Genomic DNA, 21,006 nt, shown 5'->3' with positions numbered 1-21,006 from the left:
TAAAATCCTGTAACAAAATAAAGAATTACTTGCCCATCTCCCCAAACTTAAACACCGCCTCCGGCAGCCCGGCCGCCGTAACCGTAATCGATGCCGGCTCATCAGGCAAACGTACAATCGCCAGAGCGCGGCCGTTATTCGTCTTCACTTTCCCTCCCTGAAAGGCGGAAGTATTCGTCGGAGCGCCATTGTCTACACCTAACAGCTCCGCCCCGGAGACGGAAAAGGAAAGTTCCCTGGAGAGGTGTCTGACCGGATGACCGTTGGCGTCCTCAAGTTGTACGATAAGATGGACAATGCCCTCCTCGCCGCTGCCCTCTGTGTGCAGGCTCAGTTTGGCGGGTTCTGAGCTGGTTTGCAGCGTGTATTCAGGGCTTGCACCATTAGTGTACCCCTTTACCATCAGCTCACCACTGGTGTAAGGCACGGCCCACTTATAGATGTGGTCGGGGTTATCGGCCATACGGCGGCGGCCGAGGCTTTTCCCGTTAAGAAAGAGTTCGGCTTCGGGGCAATTGCTCAGGGCTTCGATGATGATGGTCTCTCCGTCAGTGTAATTCCAGTGATGATTTACATCGTGCCAGCTCCAGAGCGCGCGCTCCCAGGCGCCAGGTTTACGTTCTACCACTTGTCCGTTTTCTACCTTGAAGATAGATTTAGCCTCTTGCTGGCTGGTGAGGTAGATCATGGGTTCCTCGGTCCACAGCGACTTCATCATGAAGTAGCTTGGCTTAGTGAACCCCGCCAGGTCCAGCATTCCCGAAGTCGTCTGTTTTTTAGGCCAGTGTCCATTACTTTCTCCGAGGTAATCAATACCAGTCCAAAGAAAGGTGCCAGAGACCCAGGGCCGCTCCATGATGGCCTTCCACTCATGGTATTGCGCCAGATTTTCCGTCCCCATAACCGGGAGATCGGGGTAATTCTCCTTAGCATAGTCGTACATAATCCGCCGGTAACTGAAGCCAATCATATCGAGCGCATCTGCGTAGCCCGACTCGTAGCTGGCGGAGGGTAAAATGCAGTTGGCGATGACCGGGCGGCTGCTGTCTATCTCGTGCGTCCAATCGGCCAGTTTCTGAGCGGTTTCGCCAATATGGTATTTTGTTCGGGGGATGGACTCCTGCAGGCTGCGGATTTTCTCGGTGGAATAAGGAGGAGGGTTCCAGAAATAATTACCGTTAGCATCGGCGCCGAAGAAGCCGGTGGTCTCTTTTTGCCGGGGGTAGGTCCACTCGATCTCGTTTCCAATACTCCACTGGATAATGGACGGATGGTTCCGGTGCGCCAGAATGGTGTTTTGCAGATCGATTTTGGCCCACTCCTGAAAGTGTTCGTGGTGGCCGCGGGTGATGTAGTCCGTAGAGGTTGACTCGCCCATGTTTTTACGCTTGTCCTTGGGGTAATCCCACTCATCGTAGAATTCATCCTGAACCAGGAAGCCCATCTCATCACAGAGGGTAAGAAACTCCTCAGAGCCAGGATTATGGGAGATACGAATAGCGTTGCAGCCACCCTCTTTCAGGGTCTGAAGGCGACGACGCCAGACGGCCTTAGGGACGGCAGCTCCGACTAAGCCCCCATCATGATGCAGGCATACCCCTTTGATCTTACGATTAGTGCCATTGAGGTAGAAACCAGTAGCGGCGTCGAAGCGGAAGCTGCGGACACCAAAAGTAGTGCGGTAATCCCGGCTCCGCTCTCCCCCCGCCTCCAGGCGGGAAACGGCCGTATAAAGCTGGGGGCTGTCTACGTCCCACAGCAATGGATTGGACAGCTGAATCTCCTGGACTACACCCTGCTCTCCTCCGGCCTCAAGGGGTACGGAAGAAGTTTGCGTAGCAACGATCTTTCCCGCAGGATCCAGAATATCGGTCACCAGCTTTGCATCCTGCGTTTGCGGCCCTTTATTCAACACCTGCACTTCTATGCGAACGCTTGCGGCATCTCCTGACACCTCCGGTGTGCGCACAAAAACGCCCCAGGGCGGAATGTGCAAGGCGGCCTCGTTATACATTCTGACCTCCCGGTAAATACCTGACCCGGAATACCAGCGGCTGTCCGCGTAGCGGCTGTGATCGACCTTCACGCTCAGCTCATTTTCCTCCCCTTCACCATTGACTACCTTAGAGATATCGTAGTAAAAAGGACTGTAACCGTACGGGTGTTCGCCCAATTCCTTTCCATTCAGGGTAACCGTTGCATTGTTGTATACCCCGTCAAAATAGAGATAGGACACTGCAGCAGGCGAAGTCGGGAAGGTTTTACGGTATTCTCCGACACCTCCCAGAAGGTAGCCGGTAGCTCCTTCACCCTTAATCGAATCGAAAGGAAAAGAGACACTCCAATCATGGGGTAGCCGAACGCTGTTCCAGTCGCCTCCGTCCAGGGAAAACGACCAGCCATCATTAAAATTTGTGGGATGTATGGTTGCCCTCGGACCACTACAGGAAGCGGATAAAATCAAAAAAAAGCCAAGCGCAAAATGCCGTAAAATCAAAGTATTCATATCGGTGAAATAATTTGATTCTGAAGGTACCGTCTACCCAAATTAGTCGCAAGGAGGCGCAAACGCTCTGCGGTAAACAAGGAGTAAAAAAACCAATGGTGGTGTAGGTTGGGACGCCGGGGCTTACCATAAGTGCGGGGAAAGAAGGAACGCCCCCCCCCATTAATCCTAATTTCAAAGCGGTAGTATCAACTGTGCAGGAAACAGCTCCGGTGGTGGAGAAATTTGGAAGATTAGAATTACAGACTGTGTGATGCTCATCACAAACGCCCTGTTAACGTCCTCCGATATTTACGAAAATAAATTACAGATTGATCATGCCTTCACATTACCAAGTATTAGTTATTGGCGGTGGCACCGCCGGTATCATGGTGGCCAGCCAGCTCATCAAGCAGAAAAACCGAACGAGCCTTGCCATCATCGAGCCCGCCGAGACGCACTACTACCAGCCCGCCTGGACGCTGGTGGGAGCCGGCACTTACGACTACGAGAGCACCGCCCGGCCAATGGCCTCCATCATGCCCAAACAAGCCACCTGGATCAAAGACCGGGCCACCGGTTTTGACCCCGACAACAACACCGTTCTGACGGCCGGCAGCGGTGACATCACCTACGATTACCTCGTCGTAGCACCCGGCCTTGCGTATGACTTCAGCCTGGTTCCGGGCCTCGGAGATGCCATGGACAAAGGCTCCGTGTGCAGCAACTATACGGACCCGAAACACACCTGGGACGTAATCCGGAACTTCAAGGGCGGAACAGCCCTGTTCACCCAGCCCGCTACCCCAATAAAATGTGGCGGTGCCCCCCAGAAGATTATGTACCTGGCCGAAAACCACTGGCGTAAGAACGGCGTAAAAGCCAAGACGGATATCGTATTCGCTACGGCCGGAACGGTCATCTTCGGCGTCCCGGAAATCAAGAAAACCCTGATGGAAGTGGTTAATCGAAAGGACATTAACCTGCGCTTTCACCACAAACTCGTTGCCCTGGATGCCGACCAGCAAATTGCCTGGTATGAGCTGACCAAAGATCCTTCCGCCGGCGGCTGTACGCTGATGGCAGGTGACGACTTCAAGCAATTGGAAGGTACTTTTGTACACAACTTCAAGGACGTTAAAGTCACCGTCAAGGACGGTCGGTACGGCATTCACTACGATATGATCCACACCGCCCCGCCATCGGTTGCCCCGAAGTTCATTCAGGAGTCCTCACTCGTTAACGAGGCTGGCTGGCTGGACGTAGACAAGCACACGATGCAGCATAAGAAGTACGCTAACATCTTTGGCCTGGGTGACGTTGCGGCCCTGCCGACCGCAAAGACCGGTGCGGCAATCCGCAAGCAGGCCCCGATCGTTGTTGACAACATCGACAAACTGATCGGGAGCGAAAAAATGGGCACCAAGTCTTACAACGGCTATTCTTCCTGCCCTTTGGTTACCGATTATGGGAAAATGGTGCTGGCAGAATTCGACTATGACAACAACTTCACTCCTGATCCCAAGCTGAAGCAAATGCTGATCAGCGACAGCTCAAAGGAGCACTGGAGACTATGGATACTGAAGAAGTATATGTTGCCTTATCTGTACTGGAATAAAATGATGCAGGGAGAGGATGTATAATCCGTACGGGAAGATCCGGAAGTATTGGATACTTACCGGATACTCACTGCGCAGCAACCCTTGGAGGGGGGGAGATCCAGTCTGGTCTCCCCCTTTCGCATTTTAGCAGTCGGTGGAAAGCTCATCAGATAAAGCGCAGCTGGTCGTCCGACCAATTCTTTCAGCCTGACGAAGTCGAATGAAAGTTGGTCTGACGACTAAGGGTCAACTAAGAGGTACCCTTACATCTGGCACACCGCCGAAGGCTTTTACCTGAAAAAAAGTACGCCATACCCGCTTAGGTTCCATTAGGTGCCTGAAGTTTTCGGGGCGCTCACCGCAGGTGCAATGGAAGGTGGTAAGCGATGGTGGCTCAAAGGAATACCGGTTTCCAGGCTAAGGTGTGTATCACGAAATGCACGGTCAAGCCACCTGAGACGTCTCCCCTCTCCTCCGGAGAGGGGCCGGGGGAGAGGTTTTTCTAATGAATCGCGCATCTCGTGATACAAACAGGCTAAGGGAAAACCGCCTCCTAAATAAAAAAGTCCGCCACTCCAAAAAAAATGGAGTGGCGGGCAAAAAGATTAACCAAAAAAAAGCTACAGTTTACAGTTCAGTCGTCTGTTCTACATATTCAGTTCTCTCCAAAGCGGTTTCTTTCAGAGCGTCGAATCCTCCCTGAACATTCACCAGATTCCGGAACCCACGTGCCCGCAGGATCGAGGCAGTGATCAGTGAGCGATAGCCTCCGGCACAGTGCAGGTAGTACTGCTGAGCGGGGTTGAGCTCACTCATAGTCTGGTTAATGGTATCGAGTGGGAAGTTTTTGGCAAGGACGAGATGCTCGGCAGCGTACTCGCTGGCTTTCCGTACATCGATGACATCCAAAGTATCCGTCGCCATGTCCGCAAATTTCACTGCGGAGATTTGCTGGATATTGTCCACGTCCTCTCCGGCCTGTTCCCAGGCTTCGAATCCACCTTCGAGGTAGCCGATGGCATTATCGTAGCCCACCCGTGCCAGCCGGGTTACCACTTCTTCTTCGTCACCGGGGTTGGCAATGAAGAGAATCGACTGCTGCAGGTCTGGAACCAGCAGACCGACCCAGGGAGCAAAGGTGCCGTCCAGGCCGATGAAGATGGAGCCGGGAATGAATCCTTTGGCAAAATCTTCCTTCTTACGTGCATCGATCACAAGGGCTTCTTCTTCCGCCCATGCTGCTTTGAAAGCCCGGACAGAAAGCGCCTGGGTGCCCTGCTTGCGCACCTTATCGAAGCTTTCATAGCCCATCTTATTCATCATAGCATTCTTAGGGAAGTACTGCGGGGGAGCGACGAGGCCGGTAAGCACTTCTTTGATAAATTCTTCCCGGCTCATATTCGGTCTCAGGGCATAATTTGATAGCTTCTGCTCACCGAGAGTTCCTTCGGTGGCGTTGCTCATCTTCTTACCGCAGGCGGAGCCTGCGCCGTGGCCAGGGTAGACGATCACGTCGTCAGCAAGGGGCATAATTTTGTTCCGCAGGCTGTCGAACAGGAATCCGGCGAGATCCTCCTCCGTAATTTCCCCTTGCTTAATGGCCAGGTCAGGCCGGCCGACATCACCCAGGAATAACGTATCACCGGTAAAAATGGCGTAGTCTTTGCCGTTCTCATCCCGCAACAGGAAGGTGGAACTTTCCATAGTGTGGCCTGGCGTATGCAGCACCTGAATCGTTACATCACCCACTTTGAGGACTTCCATGTCTTTCGCGATATAGGCCTCAAAGTTTGGTACGGCGCTGGGGCCATATACGATCTGAGCACCGGTCTGGCGAGCCAGATCGAGGTGGCCGGAGACAAAATCGGCATGGAAGTGGGTTTCTAATACATACTTGATGGTCGCCCCATCTTTTTCTGCCATTTCCAGGTAAGGCTTAGTTTCCCGTAATGGATCAATGATGACGGCTTCCCCTTTACTCTCGATGTAGTAAGCAGCTTCGGCCAGGCAGCCGGTATAAATTTGTTGAACTTTCATGATGTAATGATTTAATTAACTTGTAATGATGATCAGTTATTCACTGATTACATCCACAAATTTATAGCAGCTGTCAACTGCCTTCTGTGTGCTCAATCACAGAAGAAACTGATTGAAATCAATGGCATACATGACATAAATCATTGTTTTTCCACTCTACCCTGCCACCTGCGGTCGCGCCCACAATGGCACTCCGAAAAATATGCTTTTAGCAAAATTACTGCTCAGCATAGAACGCTAATATCTTCTGCACCTTTCGCTCATTCATGTGCTGTCCTTCCATTAACAACTGCTTTCCGAAGCGGGTAAAAAAGCGGTGCGTCAATAAAAAGTCCAGGTTTAGAAGGTGCCATTCATGGTCTGTATATCGTTTACACAGTACCATTTCCCACTCCCGACGCAACAGTAGTTTTCTAAAAAAGAAATTCTCCTTACTGATGTGAAATATATCTGCATCGGCAAGTATCTCCGGTAATAAACCGGACGGGCGTTGTGGCATACGGGTGGCTTCGATGCAGCTAATAACTACCTGTAACAAATCCTCCGGGTAGCCTTCCGCGAGCAAAAACTCTTTAGCAAGTTGGATGCTTACGTTTTCGTGTCCGGTATATATTTTCTTAAATCCGGTATCATGAAACCAGGCGGCGATGATCACCGGCTCAAGCTCTTCGGGGGAGAGCCCTAATTTCTGTCCAATCTGACGGACGTTCCCGACTACCTCTTCAGTATGCGCCAAATCGTGAAAAGGTAAGTGAGAGCAGAACTGCAAAAGGATTCTCCTGCAGTGATTGGCAACTTTTTCTAGCATTATTCAAAGGTATTACCGCCTGTGTCTCTGATGGCCCCGTTCTGAAGAGACAGATGCGGTTAGTAAAGGCAGGGTCGCTAAAAGCCGTATAGAAAGCGTGTACGGCCTAAAACATGGCCACCGCTACTGAGGCTAAGCACGTACGTGCCCGCGGCCAACTCCGACCTTACGGTCCAGAGAAACTGTTGAAATCCTGGCAACCGGTCCGTCAGGCGGGTGAAAAAGACACGCTTCCCCGCAGAATCAACGACCTCGACATCAAGGGTATCAAAAGCGCTGGTCAATTCAAACTCCAGAGTAAAAGTGTTATTCACCGGATTAGGGAATAAGCGTAAAAGAAGGCCTTCCCCTCCCAAGCCGTCTTCCACCTTGCTGGTTGTTTCTCCAAGCAGATAAACGGCAAACACGCCCGACGTGGCGATGCTCTGCGTACCATCGTTCACGAAAAATATATTAGCTGCCTCACTCTGAATTCCTCCATAAATATAACCGATGAGCAGACTATCGACGTTGGGTAAATCATCAAGTCTGATTACGCCATTATCGTAAGTGGCTACTTCCGGTGCGCGGATGAATTCGGCGCCTGCCCCTAGATAAGCAGGCAGCGCCTGATCCAGAACGTGTTCCTCCATTTCCCCGGTTGCGGATCTGCTGATGCGGGCAATTGTTTTTACGAAGGGTACTTCATCGTCGCGGACCCGCTCCCCGTTTTCCTGATAGAACTGGGCAATACCGCCAAAGAACAACGTATGCATCTCATTCTCTTCCGCACTGTACATCGGGATGCCCGCGCAGTGATAGTGGTTATAGTACTGAAGAAAATCGTAGTTAACCGTGTAGCCATTTGGGTCAATGTCTACGGAGTTCAAAAAAGGCAGATCTGCGTCGTACCGAAACACTCCGGAGAAAGCGGTATACCCTTCGCTACCGTCGGGGAATATCTGAGGGAAGAGGTTATAATCCCGACGGTGCAACTGCTCTTCATCGGTCCAGTCTGGCAAAAACTGAACTACGGGCAGGTCCTCCACTTCAGCAATCGTAAAGCGGCGCACCTGGTTCGTGTATTCCTGAATAAAGCCCGGGCCATGATCGGGGCCCATGGGGTTGTAACGGCCAATGAATTTTTGCCCACCCACCAGGTAAAACACATTCTCCAGCTTTCCCATCCTGCCTCCGGTAATTCTGAATTTCTCATCTGAAGTCTGCCAGAAAAAAGGCGCTATGGATGATCCCCCCTTAATGGCAGAGATCAGCCCCGGCAGATCAATGACGGTCAAAAAGGGGAAAGTAGTATGATCTTCCTCGTGTGGGCTATATCCGTACCCTCCGACGATGTAAAGTTGATCTCCCTCCTGATGAAAAAGCGAATTAGTCGCACTGAGCTGTTCCCGCAGGTCTTCCGGCAAACTATCCATCGTAGCTGACCAGCTTTGTCGGCTAAGGGGGTCAACAACCAGCAGGCTATTGTTATGACCGGCCTGATCGAAGGCAGCGAAAGGTTGCCGCCGGTGAAGACCATCAAGTCTTCCGCCCACGATCAACCAGTTTCCTTCATGCACTCCGAAGGCGTATGACTGCAATCCACCCAGTTCAGCAAACGGTATGCTTTTAAGGGCAATCCGATCAGGATGGTAAGATTGAGCGGGGAGCCAGGCCAAGGCCAGCACCGTCAAAAAACAAGAGAAGAAGAAATACTGGCGCATGCTACATTTAATCTTTAGTATCTGAAACCAGATGGAATTATTTTCATCGGGAGCCTCCCGCGCAGCAAGACTTCCCTTTTACTTGCTCTTTGCTTCCGCAGCTCGCCCCGCTGGTTTCCGTCTTTGCCTTACCAGCACAACAGGATTTACTTCCCCCTTCCTTTTTTGATCCACCTTCAGCGGAGCAGCATTGCTTTGCCTTCTCACGTTCAGGCATGGTGGATCGATCCATCTTCTTCACCGGCAAGCCGGTGGCTTGCCAACCGACGATGCCATCCGTCAGGTTAAACAACTGAGTAAAATCATTTTCGGCCAGCAGTGAAGCGGCCTTTGCACTACGCCTGCCGGACCGGCAGGCCAGGAGGATCGCCCGGTCGCGGGGCAGTTCGCCCAGACGCTCAGGCAGCTCACTCAGCGGGAGATTGATCACGCCCGGCAGGTCATAAGCGAGGGCTTCTACTTCGTTAGTTTCGCGTACATCCAGGAACAGGGTTCCTGCCTCCAGGGCAGCGGCAACTGCTTCAGGTTCGATCTCCGTCAGACCATTTTGCTGGCTGTACGCCTGAGTTGGCAATAGCATAATACCCAGTAAGAGGAAAAGAAAATTAATCGCTTTCATGTTTGTTTTTTTATGCTGTAACTGACTGCTTCCTAAGCCGGAGCAGCCCATCAAATTATTTAAGAATTCAAGGAGAGGTTCTCCTTTCTTTTAAGCTTCTCCAATTCATCACCCTGCACCTGCGGTTGCGCCCAGAAAATGTCGATGGCCGCTTAACTGGCACAGGGCGCGGCCCGCAGGTGCGGAAGATTGGTTAAAAAAGCAAAGCGGGCCAATCATCACTGCCAACGGCAGGCTAAAGCACCAACAGTGGCTCCCCCTATTTTTCGCGCGGCATACTCACCACCCAAATGCCCCGCAGTTGATTCGCAGCGTAACCAACGGCCTGGTCCTCAGGGTACAGCGCTTCCAGGGCGGATAGCGTGGCGGGACTAATGTCCTTCGTCTTTTCCCCGTGGCATTGGAGGCACATCACATTGGTCATAATCGGATAGTAGCCGATCACTTCATGCTCCATTTCCGTAAGCCGGAATACTTCTTTTTCCCCGGCAGCAAGCTCATCGCGGATGGCGTTCAACTGTTCCAGTTGCAGGCTATCCGCGGCATTGTCCGGATTACGGGGCCGGTCACTAACCCGCCGAATCCGGACGTTCAGCGCCTGACCGGAACTGTCCGTGAGTGGAATAGCTCTGGTGTTACAAAACCCTACCGCTCCTTCCGCCCCACCTTCGCTGATGGCTGCCATCAGGTTTTTACCCAGTACGGCTTTGGTTTGCAGCGCGTAGGATTTACCCTCCGCCACGAGTTCCTGCCGCGCGTCCATTGCCTGGCGTTCTTCCTTCTGGTGCGCCTCGAACCAATCCGGAGCCTCCATATCGGTATAGAAAATGTAGGCAGCGATCGCCTCCAGTTCTTCTTCGGGAAGTGGCATGGCGGGCATCAAACTGAACCGTCGTAGTGCACCGGGCATTTTGGAGTTGGACTTATCCGGAAAGCGGACAAAGCGCACCAACTCCTCCGTGAATCCGGCCAGGCTCGAGGTATCCGTAAGATAGTGACTGCGAACGCCCGCCATCGGCGGGGCAAGACGCTCGTTCATCGGCGCGTCCGTGCTGTGGCAGGAATAGCAATTCGTCGCAATCAGGCCTTCCCCACGCGAGATCAGGGCCAGTGTCTCCGCATCGGTGGGCATGGTGACGGCCGCAGCCTCGCCCCCACCACAGGAGAAAAGCGCGCCGGCCAAAATAATAGCCGCCAGGTAGCGGAAGAAGTTGTCCCGGATACTCATTATTGAGGTTTTAACTCGTTCCAACGCCCGCCGTTAATTGCTTCAATACCCTTGGCATTAAGTTGCCGGGCCGCCATACCACTACGATTGCCGGAGCGGCAACAAGTAATGATGGGCTGTTTCAACTGACGAAATTTCAGCATGGAACGATCAAGTTCCTGCAGCGGAATATTCAGGCTACCCTCAAGGTGCCCCTGCTGAAATTCAGCCGGCGTGCGTACATCAACGATGGTGCCCTCGGCCAATACTTCGGGCGTGACAGCTTCGTCCGCTCCGCCGAATAGCTTACTCAGTAATTCTAACATGGCTATATTGTTTTTTGTAGTTCTGTGGATCGTCTTCCAGTAGGGAGGCCGTGAATAATGGTTACTCACGACCTCCTGCCACTAGCTTACTACACTGTTTTCAGATCGCCTTCTTCGCGAGATAAAAGTCAACTTTTTCGTACTCCGTATTGGCGATCCGTTCGTCCATCTGCTCCAGCGTTTTAGGGGGAGGCACGATGGCTTTGTCGCCCGGCCGCCAGTCTACCGGCATGGCACATTTGTTTTCGTCGGAGGTTTGCAGAGCGATCAGCGCTCGCTTGATCTCATCCATATTCCGTCCTACGTTCATCGGGTAGTACATGATCAGGCGGATATCCCCCTTGGGGTCGACGATGAAGACAGCGCGAACGGCCGCCGTTTTGCTTTCCCCCGGGTGTAGCATTCCGTACAGTTTGGAGACAGACATATCGATATCAGCGATGATGGGGAAGGTCATGTAGACCCCCGTTTTCTCACGGACGTTATTAACCCAGGCCAGGTGGGAGTGGATACTGTCAATACTTAAACCAATGAGTTTGGCACCACGCTCCTGAAACCAGTCCTGCTCTACGGCGAAAGCCGACATCTCAGTCGTGCATACGGGCGTAAAATCTGCCGGGTGGGAGAACATGACCACCCAGCTATCTTTGGCATACTCCGAAAATTGAAGAGGGCCTGTGGTAGTTAGCGCCTTAAAATCAGGGGCAGCTTCACCGATGAGCGGCATTTTTGAGAGGGCTTGAATTTGGTCTTGCATAATTTTGGTTTTTTAGCTTAAACATTAGTGATTAAGAAGCGAGCTAAGAGCATTAGGCTCCTACCCTTCTAATACCACAAAATTATGCTGGTCAGCCACCGGAGTTTGTGACCTGTATCACTCAGGGAAAATAAATACGATCAGAAAACCCCAACCCAACCGAGTCCGACGTAACTCCCCCGTTCTACCAGCCCTACCCCTGGCTGGCGGAAGTAATTATTGTTCACCAGTTCGGGACTACCTTCTCCGCTGTCTCCCCGGCGAAGAGCAAAAAACAAGGACAGTTTAGTGGTAGGGTTGAAGTAGAGGTTAGCGCCGATGTCCAGGCCGCTGTCCGCGCCGGAGAAAGCCCCCAGTTGGTTGGCGGATTCGATGCCGGATAGGTCCGTAGCGCCCCGGTAGAACCAGTAACTCACCACTGGTTCCAGGCTTAAGGACCGGGGCAGAGCGATGTTATGGCCGAGGCGTAAATAGCCGCTGTAACCAGCCGTTTCCAGTTCCCGGTTATCACTTTCCCTGCCCGAACGCTTCAGGTGGTAGAGCTCCCCGTCCAGATGCCAGTTATTGGTATTCGCGAGCCAGTCCAGACCGTAGGCCGTGTTATGTTTGAACAAATCAGTGCTGCCCTGGCGGGCAGCCGCCAGCCCCAGAGTGATGCCCTTACGTTGGCCAAAATAGTTGACCTTCTTTCCCGGTTTATAACTCTTCTGCTCCGGATCGCCGAGCTGAAAGGCAAAGCGAGTGGTCAACAGCGGGCTGGAGGCCAGGCCAGAGCTGTTACCTGCCAGACCTGTGAATAAGGGGTTTTGCAGAGCCAGTTCATAGGTAAGGTGCCGCTGGTTACCTTCACCATGAAGCTGTCCGGCCACCATCAGCCCCATTGCCCGGCCAGGGCCGATGCCCGTGAGGTGGCGGCGGAGATAGTTCTGCGACCAGGCCTTTTCAAAGGAGGTACTGGCCAGGGCGGCGACGTTACTTTCCCGGCCGATTGGGGAGACAAAATAGCCGCCGACGAGGTAGAGGCGGTCATTCTTCGGTTTGGCCTGCCACTGCACAAAAGCGTTCCATATCCGGAAGATGGGAGAACTCCCGTTATTACCGCCTGCTTCGGTACTGCTGAGCACGTCATGGCCAACCAGATCGAGCGCCGCTGTTACTTTGAAGGACAGCGTAGAGTAAGGATTACCCTTCAGCGAAAACCGACTGCGCCGTAGCTGGGCGTTGAAACGGGCTTCGGCAGGAATGGCCTGGCCATCTTCGTTGATCACCTCCATGCCGTAGCCGTAGGTACTCCAGAGTTGTAGACCGACCGACGCTTTGATCTTGTATTTATCCACTACTTCGCTTAGTGTGGATGGCTGGCTTTGGGCTTTTACCGCGGGGCTCAGCAGGAGGGCCAAAAGCCCCGCCAGCATTAACCGCCATTGCACCTGCGTCCGCGCAAAAAAACAAAACCTGAACGCAAAATGCATACTATTTCTGAAGATCATTTAGATAGGAATTACCCTCCGCATAGCCCAGCAATTTGGGCGCAGCCGCAGGTGCAAGGAAAGTTATTAAGCAAGGTCAGCACCAGGCTGGGCGGAGCGGAAAGGTCAGAGATCAGAAGGCCTTACCAACGCCAAGCCCGACCGTAAGTGTAGCGTAATCATCGAAGCGCCAGTCATAGAAAATGGTCGGAAACAGATCGAAAGATTTACCGAGTGGCACTTCATACTCTACCCCCACCCGTACCAGCATGGCGTGTTCCCCTTCCTCGACCGCCAAGCCCGGGCCCGCCAGTAAAACCAGGCCATGGACCGGAGAATACAAACCATCCAGCGTAAGAATCAGTGGCTCGTTTCGCTGGATCTCCTCTTCATTATCATTCAGCACCACAAAATCCTGGACTTCCACGTCAGTATGCAAACCGAGCCCCCATTTGCCTCTGCCCCAATACTCCAAATCCAAGCCCCATGAAGGGACAAACAGTCGGGTATTGGTGTTTCCCGGGGTAATCAAAGTGTGCCCCATCAAAAGTGCTCCGCGAAAGTGAGGCGTTTGAGAGTGATGCTCCTTTGCCGTGTCGTGGTACAACGATTCCGTTTGCGCGTACTGCGTAGTGGGCAACAGTAACCACAAAGACAACAGGATGATTATCAACTTTTTCATGGCTTACAAAAAGGTTATTTATAAAGTCGGTTAATCTTCCGCTTCATCCGGAAGTAGTTGATCACGCCAGTAAGAATGGAGATGCCTCCCAGGATAAAAGCCAGCCATGCGATCCAATGCAGATCACGGTCAATATGAATCAGATGAAGGAGGCCAAGGCTGGTAAAGATGAGGTAAATCCCCGTCCGGGTATAAGCCAAAAGCGTGCGCTGGTTGGCTAAATGAGTACGGTCCAACGCCAGGCGATCCGTCAGGCCAAGGTCTTCAATGGTCATGGTCGGGATGAATTAAGCGAGGTTGGTCTGCAGGGCCAGTTCATTCGCACTACGACCGTCGGCATCGGTTTGCGGAGCCTCCACGGCATCCTTTACATTGAGGTAGAAATTGTGTTGGCCCACCAAGGTGAATAAGCCATTCTTCCGGAAAGCATCCCGTACCGGGCCGATCAGTCCGCTAAATAAAACATCAATTCCCTTCGCCTGCTGATTTGTGATAAAGTTGTGCAATTCATGCATCGCACTGCTATCGATATAGGAGATTCCCTCGGCGTTGATGATGATCCTTTCCAGACCGGGAATGCGGGCTTCCACGAGTTCATTGAGTTGACGCTGGAAGTAGGAGAGGTTAGCAAAATAGAGCTGACCATCAAAACGAACGGTCAGCGTACCGCTTGTTTCCAATGCGTCAGTGAAGCGGTCTACGTTGCGGAACTGATCCGTTCCCGGTATCTTACCTAAAACCGCTACGTGAGGTTGCATACTGCGGTAAATGTGAACAGCGATGGAAAGGGCTACGCCCACACCAATCCCCTGCTCGATACCGAGAGACAAAGTGGCGATGAAGGTTACGGCCAGCATCCAGAAATCGGAGCGGTCCACCTTCCACAGGTGTCTGGCTTCTTTTATGTCAATCAAACCAAATACCGCCACCATAATCACCGAGGCCAGAATGGCTTTGGGTAATGAATAAAACAGTGGTGTAAGAAAGAGTAAGGTCAATACGATCAACAGAGCACTAATGATGGAGGCAAGGCCCGTCTTCGCCCCTGCCTGATCGTTAACGGCCGTGCGAGAAAAACCACCCGTGACCGGATAGGCCTGCACCAGCGCACCGGCGAGGTTCGCCGCACCGAGCGCAATCAACTCCTGATTAGGTACTACTTCATAATCCCGGTGCCGCTTCTGCACGGCTTTAGCTACCGCGATGCTCTCCATAAATCCGACCAGAGAGATGGTCAGTGCGGTAGGGATCAGGGCCTGCACCTGCTCCCAGGTAAAGGTTGGCAACACGAGGGAAGGAAGGCCATCGGGGACAGTACCGACGATCTTTACCCCCTGACTCTCCAGGCCGATCATTACTACCGCCAGGATACCAAAAGTAACCGCTAATAAGGGCCCGGGAATCGCTTTACTGATCTTTTTGGCACCAATGATCAGGCCAATGCCCAACAGCCCGATGGCCAGAGTATACCAATTGACCTCACCAAAGCGCTCCACTGCCGATAAGACAATCTCATGGACGTGGTGGCTGCGCGCCAGATCAATACCAAGAAGGTGCTTCAGCTGGCTCAGACCAATAATCAGCGCCGCCGCCGAAGTAAATCCGCTAACGACCGGGTGGGACAGCAGATTAACCAGGAAGCCCAGCCGAAAGAGCCCAAGGGCAAACTGGATTACACCAACCATCAGCGAGAGCACGATGGCCAGCCCGAGGAAAGCTTCTGTTCCGATTTCCGCGATGGCCCCTACCCCGCTGGCGGTCAGCAGAGAAACCATCGCAACGGGGCCAACGGCCAGTTGGCGGCTTGTGCCCAGGATCGCGTAGATCATCAGGGGCAGCGTTACTGCGTATAAGCCGTGGATGGGCGGCAAACCCGCCAGCATGGCGTAGGCCATCCCCTGGGGAATGAGCATTACCCCGACGGTAAGGCCGGCGGAGATGTCTCCCTTCAGCCAGCTCTTTTTGTAGTTCTTTCCCCAATTTAATACGGGGACGTAGTTCGATAATTGCATGACAATTTGCGTTGCGGGTTAGTGGGGAAGGCGGGGACGAAGTACGCCGTAGACGTAGGTGCCCGCCGTTGCGGCAAGAATCACCAGGCCAATTGTCCATATACCCTGCCCGAGCAGTGTAAACATTGGTCCGGGGCAAGCGCCCGTCATCGCCCATCCAAGACCGAAAATGGTACCACCCAATAAATAGCGGGGAACGGTAAAATCTTTAGGATTAAGCTTAAGGGAATCACCGTCGATGGTCTTCCAGCCCATTCGTTTGGACAGCGCAACGCCAATGATACCCGTCACCACGGCCGTGCCGATGATGCCGTACATGTGAAAAGATTCAAAGCGGAACATTTCCTGAATACGGAACCAGGACACCGCTTCGGATTTGGTCATGACGATGCCGAAGACAACGCCAATGAGAAGATATATTAAAGTACGCATGGTAGGGATAGTCTGATTAAATTGTGTGTAACCGATTGCAGGTTTGACAACTTTCACCTAGATCGCCGGGTGCCTGGTGCCGGGTGCCCGTCACGCATGGCAACCGGCAACTCAGCAACCGGAATAAACTTATTGAAAACTGCAATTTGTTATGCACACGAATAGATTAGTAGTCTGAATACGACCGACCAGAGGCCGGGATTCAGAAATTATACATAGATGCCGAGCAAGGCTGGCAGTACCAACCAGGTCATCAGCAGGCCGCCAATAAAGAAGCCCACAACGGCGACGAGGCTTGGAACCTGAAGGTTCGACAGACCGCTGATCGCGTGTCCGCTCGTACAGCCCCCCGCCCAGCGGGTTCCAAACCCGATGAGGAAGCCACCAACCAGCAGAAAAGCCAGTTGTTTCCAGCCCATCTCCGTCAGGCTGAAGAGTTCGTGAGGGACGTAGCCTCCTCCCTGTTCACCGGAAGAAGGCGTATCGATGCTGAGGGTAGTCAGCCAGTTTTCTGTGGCTGACGAAATAGCTACCGGTTCGGGATTAGTGAGGAAAGTAGTGGCGAGGAAGCCACCGATCACGGCACCGCCCACGAACAAAAGGTTCCAGCGTTGCGCTTTCCAGTCGATCTTAAAAAAGTCGGCATGTTTCCCAGCGCCAGCCATAGAACACATCGTGCGCAGGTTAGCGGAAACACCAAATTCCTTGCCGGCATAGAGAAGGGCGAACATGACGCCGGAGATCAGCAAACCGCTGACGGCCCAATGCCATGGGCCTTGGATAATATCTAACATATTAAGTAAGTAAAAGGGGCCACCCCGGCTTATTAACGGGGTGGCCCCAATAGCAAAATGGGATTGATTTAAAGCACGGCTTCTACCGCCTTATCTACGGTAGCCTGGCTCATGGAAGTTGGGCACTGATAGTCAGATTTTTCCAGCCCCGTTTCTTTGATGTCGTTCCAGCCACCGCGAACATTGACGAGTTGCCCGTAGCCACGGGCTCGGAGAATGGAGGCGGCAATGAGGGAGCGGTAGCCACTACCGCAATGGAGGTAGTAATTCCCCTTGCGGTCGAGTGCACTGAAGTGCTCTCCGTTGATGTAATCGAGTGGGAAGTTATCCGCTGCCAGGAGGTGTTCCGCGAGGAACTCCGTCGGTTTGCGCACATCAAGGATCCGGCCGGCTTTACCGGCATTGACCAGCTCTTCGAGCTTATCAGCATTGATGTTAGCGATGGCATCAGTTTCCCGGCCACTCTCCTTCCAGGATTTTACCCCTCCTTCAAGGTAACCGAGTACGTTGTCATAGCCAACGCGGGAAAGACGGGTCACTACTTCTTCAGAGCGACCTTCCGGAACAACCAGTAAAATGGGTTGCTTGATGTCAACAATCAGGGCGCCGACCCAGGGAGCAAACTGCCCGTCGATCCCGATGAAGATGCTGTTGGGGATGTGAGCTTCGGAGAATTCCTCCCGGTCGCGTACATCCAGCACCAGTGCTTCTTCGGCGTTGGCGATTTCCTCAAACTCCTCCGGAGACAGTGGGTGATTTCCTTTAGCCAGCACCTCATCAAAGCTGTCGTAGCCGCCTTTGTTCATCATCGCGTTCTTCATGAAGTACTGAGGTGGCGGAGTGAGACCCGCCGTAACTTCCCTGACGAATTCCTCACGCGTCATGTTGGCGCGCAGGGCGTAGTTAAACTGCTTCTGATCTCCCAGACGGCCAACGGTCTCCTTACTCAGGTTTTTGCCGCAGGCGGAGCCGGCGCCATGACCGGGGTAGACCGTTACGTCATCAGCCAGTGGCATAATTTTATTGCGCAAGCTGTCAAAAAGGTAGCCCGCCAGGTCTTCCTTGGTCAGTTCGCCCTGTTTGATGGCCAGGTCGGGGCGGCCAACGTCGCCCAGGAAAAGGGTGTCACCGGTGAAGATGGCATGATCCTTACCTGCCTCGTCACGCAGTAAAAAAGTACTGCTCTCCATCGTGTGACCCGGCGTGTGCAGCACCTTGATCGTGACATCACCCACTTTGAGCTCTTCACCATCTTTGGCGGAGTAGACGTCGTAATCGGGTTGGGCCATCGGGCCATAAACGATGGTAGCCCCGGTGGCTTTAGCCAGGTCGAGGTGACCGGAGACGAAATCAGCGTGAAAATGGGTTTCCAGGATATACTTCAGTTTTACGCCGGCCTTGTTCAATTTTTCAAGGTAAGGCTTGGTTTCCCGGAGAGGGTCGATGATGACCGCTTCACCCGCACTTTCAATGTAATAAGCACCGTGGGCAAGGCAGCCCGTATAAATTTGTTCAACTTTCATTTGGTTATAATTTTGTTGTGCTGCAAAGATCGGAGGTGGACTTTGGCAACTTAGTGACCTACATCACAGTAGGAAAATTTCTTCCGGATCAAGGCGACTGAATATCTCTCCCGGGCCGGCTTAAAGAAGTAACCGACATATGACAACTCCTTCATATGATAGTTTGTTACGGTCAGAAATCTCCTTAAATGAAAACCCAACTCTCCACCGAAGAGATCAGAAAATACTTCCCCGGTTTTATTGAACCGGGCTTACAGCAGGTAATGGCCAATGAAGGCAGACTGCACCACTTTCAGGAAGGCGATGTAATCATGGATTACGGTGGCTACGTTCGAATGTTGCCACTGGTCCTGACCGGAACGATCAAAATCAGTCGGTTATCGGATGACGGTACTGAGTTGTTGCTCTATTACCTGAGCCGGGGGGAAAGCTGTACGATGACCTTTTCCTGTTGTATGCACGACAAGCAAAGTGAAATCCGTGCAGTAGCAGAGGAAGATACTACCGTTTTTGCCCTACCCCACCAGCGGCTCGACCAGTGGATGATGAACTACAAAAGCTGGAAAAATTTCGTCATGACAGCCTACGATCAGCGGATGAATGAGTTGATCAAGACCATCGATCAGGTCACCTTTCATGCACTGGACGAGCGCCTGCTGGAATATATTAACAAGCGAGCGGCGATCCATGATGATCGTACCATCAGTACTACCCACCAGCGGATTGCGGATGACCTGCACGTTAGCCGGGAGGCCGTTTCCCGGCTACTCAAAGGCTTTGAGCGAAAGGGGCTTATCCGGCTGGGACGAAATCTGGTTACTGTGGTGAAATAGCTCATTATGGGCTTCTCAATGTTACCGGTGGTGGCTTGCCAAGAAACTCTTATCCGGAGGAATCAGGCGCGGCCGCAGGTGCAGTGTGCCCCTTGAAAAAGCAGAGGCTGGTGGGCGGAATGATTGGGTGGAAATAATCGTAAGAACTCCCAATTGCCGCTGAACGACAAGTGCTATGGCACCTGCGGGTAGCTACATGGGGTACAAATTACTTTGTTTCCTACGTCTTTAGTTTTGCTACTTCTAATGCGTTCAAAACCATAATTTTTATATCAGCTTTCGAAGAAATAGAATTTACACTACTAATTAGTTCACTGATATCGTGCATATCGTTGACCGGAGTTTTTATCATTTCTACAATTAGGGATTTCTGCTTAGGGTTCGTTTCAGACAAACTATTAAGCAGTTTTTGAGGAGATTGAGCTAGCAAATCAAAGAGTAATTCGATATAAAATTCTTCAAATTCAACGTTTCCGGCGCACTCTTCTTCGGAAAACGTACAAATAAAAGATGATATGTCATCTTGAGATGGATTTTGTTTCGTCCCTTCCAAGAGAACTAAAATATCAAAATTACATTTTTTGCACGTTGCAGAATTTGTATTTTGTACAGCACTATTTTTCTTGTCTAACACCTCTACTTCATTCCCATGTCTGGAATTAGTGTCTTCACTTTTAGCGGATTGATTATTGTAAACCTCGACAGGGGATATTGTATCGTGTCTATCAGAAGTGTCCAAATAGAAATTTCTATCTTGAAAAGACTCTTTATCTACCTTGCTCATCGGCTGCTCTCTCGTTGAACAGCCAAGGAGAAAAAACAGACTGATAAGGCTAACATATGTTTTGAACATCGTCATGTCTACAAATTTAATATTCAAAAATTTCTTTCAGAACTTGTACTTCAGCTCTCTTAGCTTTTGCAGTTGCTTTCAAAGCATTCGCATCCGCAGTCTTACTTCCTCTAGTCACTCTAAGGGTTCCAGACGCATTGCCCGTTTTTCCACCTGTTCCGCTAAAGTCGAAATGGTTAAAAAATGTAGATACATCTGTTGGACAGATTGTAATACAACCACGTGATCCTCGACTAGTAGCATTACCTTTATCACTAACTCCTGTATGCACATTGACATACTTCATTGTTACGGAGGTGCCATCGGGCTTTTTTCCTGGAGCATCGCGATTTCCAGAACCGTCAACAATATTTAAACCTTTTTTGGTTCCACCTTTGTGCCCGCTAGCATTATTGTACTGATGAGTTCATTCATCAAGTGTATTTGCAGTAGTCGTATTATCTGTATTAGACTTTGAATTTGGGTAACTACTACCGTCGTATGGGCCGTGTAAATCTCCGGTTTCATCGTCGTAAACATAAACATCTGCAGTGTATGAAGTACCTGATGTGCCGTTGTCCTGTGGCCGACTACCTTGATCAAAAACATGTACTCTCAAAGTATCACCCATAGGGTCACTAAAAATAATCGGATTATTACCCATGCCGTTATAAGGATTCATCGAAGGATACTTCTCTGCTCTCGGGTCAATCTGCATCCACCTCCCAATAGCCGGATCATATGATCTAAAGAACGCCAAGTCCAGCCCCAGCTCTTCCACATGCTCGATACCATTATACCGATAGCAATATCCCCCAGCACCAACATTTCAACCATCAACGATGCTCATTAGCACCACCCCAAAGCTAACGCTTCTCCCTCAGTT

At 51.7% G+C, this 21,006-nt stretch carries 19 protein-coding genes and 1 pseudogene; 2 read left to right on the top strand and 18 right to left on the bottom strand.

Annotated features, from left to right (window positions below; all coding sequences use genetic code 11):
• Window positions 1-25: 25 nt before the first annotated feature.
• Window positions 26-2,506: a glycoside hydrolase family 2 TIM barrel-domain containing protein gene (locus BM123_RS23240; RefSeq protein WP_090173467.1), complete on the bottom strand. Its 2,481-nt coding sequence runs from the start codon at window positions 2,504-2,506 to the stop codon at window positions 26-28.
• 317 nt (window positions 2,507-2,823) lie between these two features.
• On the opposite strand from BM123_RS23240, the gene BM123_RS23235 reads away from it, so the two are divergent.
• Window positions 2,824-4,128, top strand: a complete 1,305-nt coding sequence (locus BM123_RS23235) for an NAD(P)/FAD-dependent oxidoreductase (RefSeq protein ID WP_090173465.1) — start codon at window positions 2,824-2,826, stop codon at window positions 4,126-4,128.
• A 585-nt stretch (window positions 4,129-4,713) separates the two neighbouring features.
• Here the strand turns inward: BM123_RS23235 and BM123_RS23230 are convergent.
• The 14 genes from BM123_RS23230 to BM123_RS23165 all read right to left on the bottom strand — a co-directional run bounded on the left by BM123_RS23230 (window position 4,714) and on the right by BM123_RS23165 (window position 18,455).
• Complete coding sequence (locus tag BM123_RS23230; RefSeq protein WP_090173463.1) at window positions 4,714-6,123, bottom strand: MBL fold metallo-hydrolase; 1,410 nt, start codon at window positions 6,121-6,123, stop codon at window positions 4,714-4,716.
• 217 nt (window positions 6,124-6,340) lie between these two features.
• Window positions 6,341-6,859, bottom strand: coding sequence for an HD domain-containing protein (locus tag BM123_RS23225; RefSeq protein ID WP_175489524.1), 519 nt, complete (start codon window positions 6,857-6,859; stop codon window positions 6,341-6,343).
• A 149-nt stretch (window positions 6,860-7,008) separates the two neighbouring features.
• The gene (locus tag BM123_RS23220; protein WP_090173459.1) at window positions 7,009-8,634 is read right to left on the bottom strand and encodes a T9SS type A sorting domain-containing protein; all 1,626 of its coding nucleotides are present in this window, start codon (window positions 8,632-8,634) and stop codon (window positions 7,009-7,011) included.
• 43 nt (window positions 8,635-8,677) lie between these two features.
• Window positions 8,678-9,253 (bottom strand): rhodanese-like domain-containing protein, encoded by a 576-nt coding sequence (locus BM123_RS23215; protein ID WP_175489523.1) that lies wholly within the window; start codon window positions 9,251-9,253, stop codon window positions 8,678-8,680.
• 259 nt (window positions 9,254-9,512) lie between these two features.
• A complete protein-coding gene (locus BM123_RS23210) occupies window positions 9,513-10,481 on the bottom strand; it encodes a c-type heme family protein (protein ID WP_090173454.1) in 969 nt (322 codons plus the stop codon).
• Complete coding sequence (locus BM123_RS23205; RefSeq protein WP_090173451.1) at window positions 10,481-10,786, bottom strand: rhodanese-like domain-containing protein; 306 nt, start codon at window positions 10,784-10,786, stop codon at window positions 10,481-10,483. Before BM123_RS23205 ends, BM123_RS23210 begins: the two co-directional genes overlap by 1 nt.
• A 100-nt stretch (window positions 10,787-10,886) precedes the next feature.
• Window positions 10,887-11,543: a peroxiredoxin gene (locus tag BM123_RS23200; RefSeq protein WP_090173449.1), complete on the bottom strand. Its 657-nt coding sequence runs from the start codon at window positions 11,541-11,543 to the stop codon at window positions 10,887-10,889.
• Between the two features lie 140 nt (window positions 11,544-11,683).
• Window positions 11,684-13,033 carry a hypothetical protein gene (locus BM123_RS23195; protein ID WP_090173447.1) on the bottom strand — a complete coding sequence of 450 codons (1,350 nt, stop codon included), beginning with the start codon at window positions 13,031-13,033 and terminating at the stop codon, window positions 11,684-11,686.
• A gap of 112 nt (window positions 13,034-13,145) precedes the next feature.
• The gene (locus BM123_RS23190; RefSeq protein WP_139212074.1) at window positions 13,146-13,694 is read right to left on the bottom strand and encodes a hypothetical protein; all 549 of its coding nucleotides are present in this window, start codon (window positions 13,692-13,694) and stop codon (window positions 13,146-13,148) included.
• Between the two features lie 14 nt (window positions 13,695-13,708).
• The gene (locus BM123_RS23185; RefSeq protein WP_090173443.1) at window positions 13,709-13,969 is read right to left on the bottom strand and encodes a DUF202 domain-containing protein; all 261 of its coding nucleotides are present in this window, start codon (window positions 13,967-13,969) and stop codon (window positions 13,709-13,711) included.
• A gap of 12 nt (window positions 13,970-13,981) precedes the next feature.
• Window positions 13,982-15,706, bottom strand: a complete 1,725-nt coding sequence (locus BM123_RS23180; protein WP_090173439.1) for a SulP family inorganic anion transporter — start codon at window positions 15,704-15,706, stop codon at window positions 13,982-13,984.
• 18 nt (window positions 15,707-15,724) lie between these two features.
• On the bottom strand, window positions 15,725-16,138 hold the full coding sequence (locus BM123_RS23175; RefSeq protein WP_090173436.1) for a DUF6691 family protein: 414 nt from the start codon (window positions 16,136-16,138) through the stop codon (window positions 15,725-15,727).
• A gap of 209 nt (window positions 16,139-16,347) precedes the next feature.
• Entirely contained in the window at window positions 16,348-16,932 is a 585-nt protein-coding gene (locus tag BM123_RS23170; protein ID WP_090173434.1) for a YeeE/YedE family protein, read from the bottom strand.
• A gap of 68 nt (window positions 16,933-17,000) precedes the next feature.
• Complete coding sequence (locus BM123_RS23165; protein WP_090173432.1) at window positions 17,001-18,455, bottom strand: MBL fold metallo-hydrolase; 1,455 nt, start codon at window positions 18,453-18,455, stop codon at window positions 17,001-17,003.
• Between the two features lie 188 nt (window positions 18,456-18,643).
• Here BM123_RS23165 and BM123_RS23160 point away from each other — a divergent pair, with 188 nt between their 5' ends.
• Window positions 18,644-19,288, top strand: coding sequence for a Crp/Fnr family transcriptional regulator (locus BM123_RS23160; RefSeq protein WP_090173430.1), 645 nt, complete (start codon window positions 18,644-18,646; stop codon window positions 19,286-19,288).
• A gap of 220 nt (window positions 19,289-19,508) precedes the next feature.
• Here BM123_RS23160 and BM123_RS23155 read toward each other — a convergent pair whose 3' ends face one another.
• The 3 genes and pseudogenes from BM123_RS23155 to BM123_RS23150 form a co-directional block, all read right to left on the bottom strand.
• The gene (locus tag BM123_RS23155; protein ID WP_139212073.1) at window positions 19,509-20,147 is read right to left on the bottom strand and encodes a hypothetical protein; all 639 of its coding nucleotides are present in this window, start codon (window positions 20,145-20,147) and stop codon (window positions 19,509-19,511) included.
• A gap of 10 nt (window positions 20,148-20,157) precedes the next feature.
• Window positions 20,158-20,427, bottom strand: a complete 270-nt coding sequence (locus BM123_RS24095; RefSeq protein WP_139212072.1) for a hypothetical protein — start codon at window positions 20,425-20,427, stop codon at window positions 20,158-20,160.
• Between the two features lie 120 nt (window positions 20,428-20,547).
• A pseudogene (locus BM123_RS23150) lies at window positions 20,548-20,913 on the bottom strand (RHS repeat-associated core domain-containing protein); the annotation flags it as partial.
• Between the last annotated feature and the right edge of the window lie 93 nt (window positions 20,914-21,006).

It is taken from the genome of Neolewinella agarilytica (assembly GCF_900110645.1).
In the GTDB taxonomy this organism is placed as follows: domain Bacteria; phylum Bacteroidota; class Bacteroidia; order Chitinophagales; family Saprospiraceae; genus Neolewinella; species Neolewinella agarilytica.
This window is presented reverse-complemented; position numbering and strand designations above follow the sequence as displayed.

Bases quoted from the DNA above. Each gene is read 5' to 3' on its own strand.
- BM123_RS23240 (WP_090173467.1), bottom strand. From the start codon at position 2,506: ATGAATACTTTGATTTTACGGCATTTTGCGCTTGGCTTTTTTTTGATT.
- BM123_RS23235 (WP_090173465.1), top strand. From the start codon at position 2,824: ATGCCTTCACATTACCAAGTATTAGTTATTGGCGGTGGCACCGCCGGT.
- BM123_RS23230 (WP_090173463.1), bottom strand. From the start codon at position 6,123: ATGAAAGTTCAACAAATTTATACCGGCTGCCTGGCCGAAGCTGCTTAC.
- BM123_RS23220 (WP_090173459.1), bottom strand. From the start codon at position 8,634: ATGCGCCAGTATTTCTTCTTCTCTTGTTTTTTGACGGTGCTGGCCTTG.
- BM123_RS23215 (WP_175489523.1), bottom strand. From the start codon at position 9,253: ATGAAAGCGATTAATTTTCTTTTCCTCTTACTGGGTATTATGCTATTG.
- BM123_RS23210 (WP_090173454.1), bottom strand. From the start codon at position 10,481: ATGAGTATCCGGGACAACTTCTTCCGCTACCTGGCGGCTATTATTTTG.
- BM123_RS23205 (WP_090173451.1), bottom strand. From the start codon at position 10,786: ATGTTAGAATTACTGAGTAAGCTATTCGGCGGAGCGGACGAAGCTGTC.
- BM123_RS23200 (WP_090173449.1), bottom strand. From the start codon at position 11,543: ATGCAAGACCAAATTCAAGCCCTCTCAAAAATGCCGCTCATCGGTGAA.
- BM123_RS23195 (WP_090173447.1), bottom strand. From the start codon at position 13,033: ATGATCTTCAGAAATAGTATGCATTTTGCGTTCAGGTTTTGTTTTTTT.
- BM123_RS23190 (WP_139212074.1), bottom strand. From the start codon at position 13,694: ATGAAAAAGTTGATAATCATCCTGTTGTCTTTGTGGTTACTGTTGCCC.
- BM123_RS23185 (WP_090173443.1), bottom strand. From the start codon at position 13,969: ATGACCATTGAAGACCTTGGCCTGACGGATCGCCTGGCGTTGGACCGT.
- BM123_RS23180 (WP_090173439.1), bottom strand. From the start codon at position 15,706: ATGCAATTATCGAACTACGTCCCCGTATTAAATTGGGGAAAGAACTAC.
- BM123_RS23175 (WP_090173436.1), bottom strand. From the start codon at position 16,138: ATGCGTACTTTAATATATCTTCTCATTGGCGTTGTCTTCGGCATCGTC.
- BM123_RS23170 (WP_090173434.1), bottom strand. From the start codon at position 16,932: ATGTTAGATATTATCCAAGGCCCATGGCATTGGGCCGTCAGCGGTTTG.
- BM123_RS23165 (WP_090173432.1), bottom strand. From the start codon at position 18,455: ATGAAAGTTGAACAAATTTATACGGGCTGCCTTGCCCACGGTGCTTAT.
- BM123_RS23160 (WP_090173430.1), top strand. From the start codon at position 18,644: ATGAAAACCCAACTCTCCACCGAAGAGATCAGAAAATACTTCCCCGGT.
- BM123_RS23155 (WP_139212073.1), bottom strand. From the start codon at position 20,147: ATGACGATGTTCAAAACATATGTTAGCCTTATCAGTCTGTTTTTTCTC.
- BM123_RS24095 (WP_139212072.1), bottom strand. From the start codon at position 20,427: ATGAAGTATGTCAATGTGCATACAGGAGTTAGTGATAAAGGTAATGCT.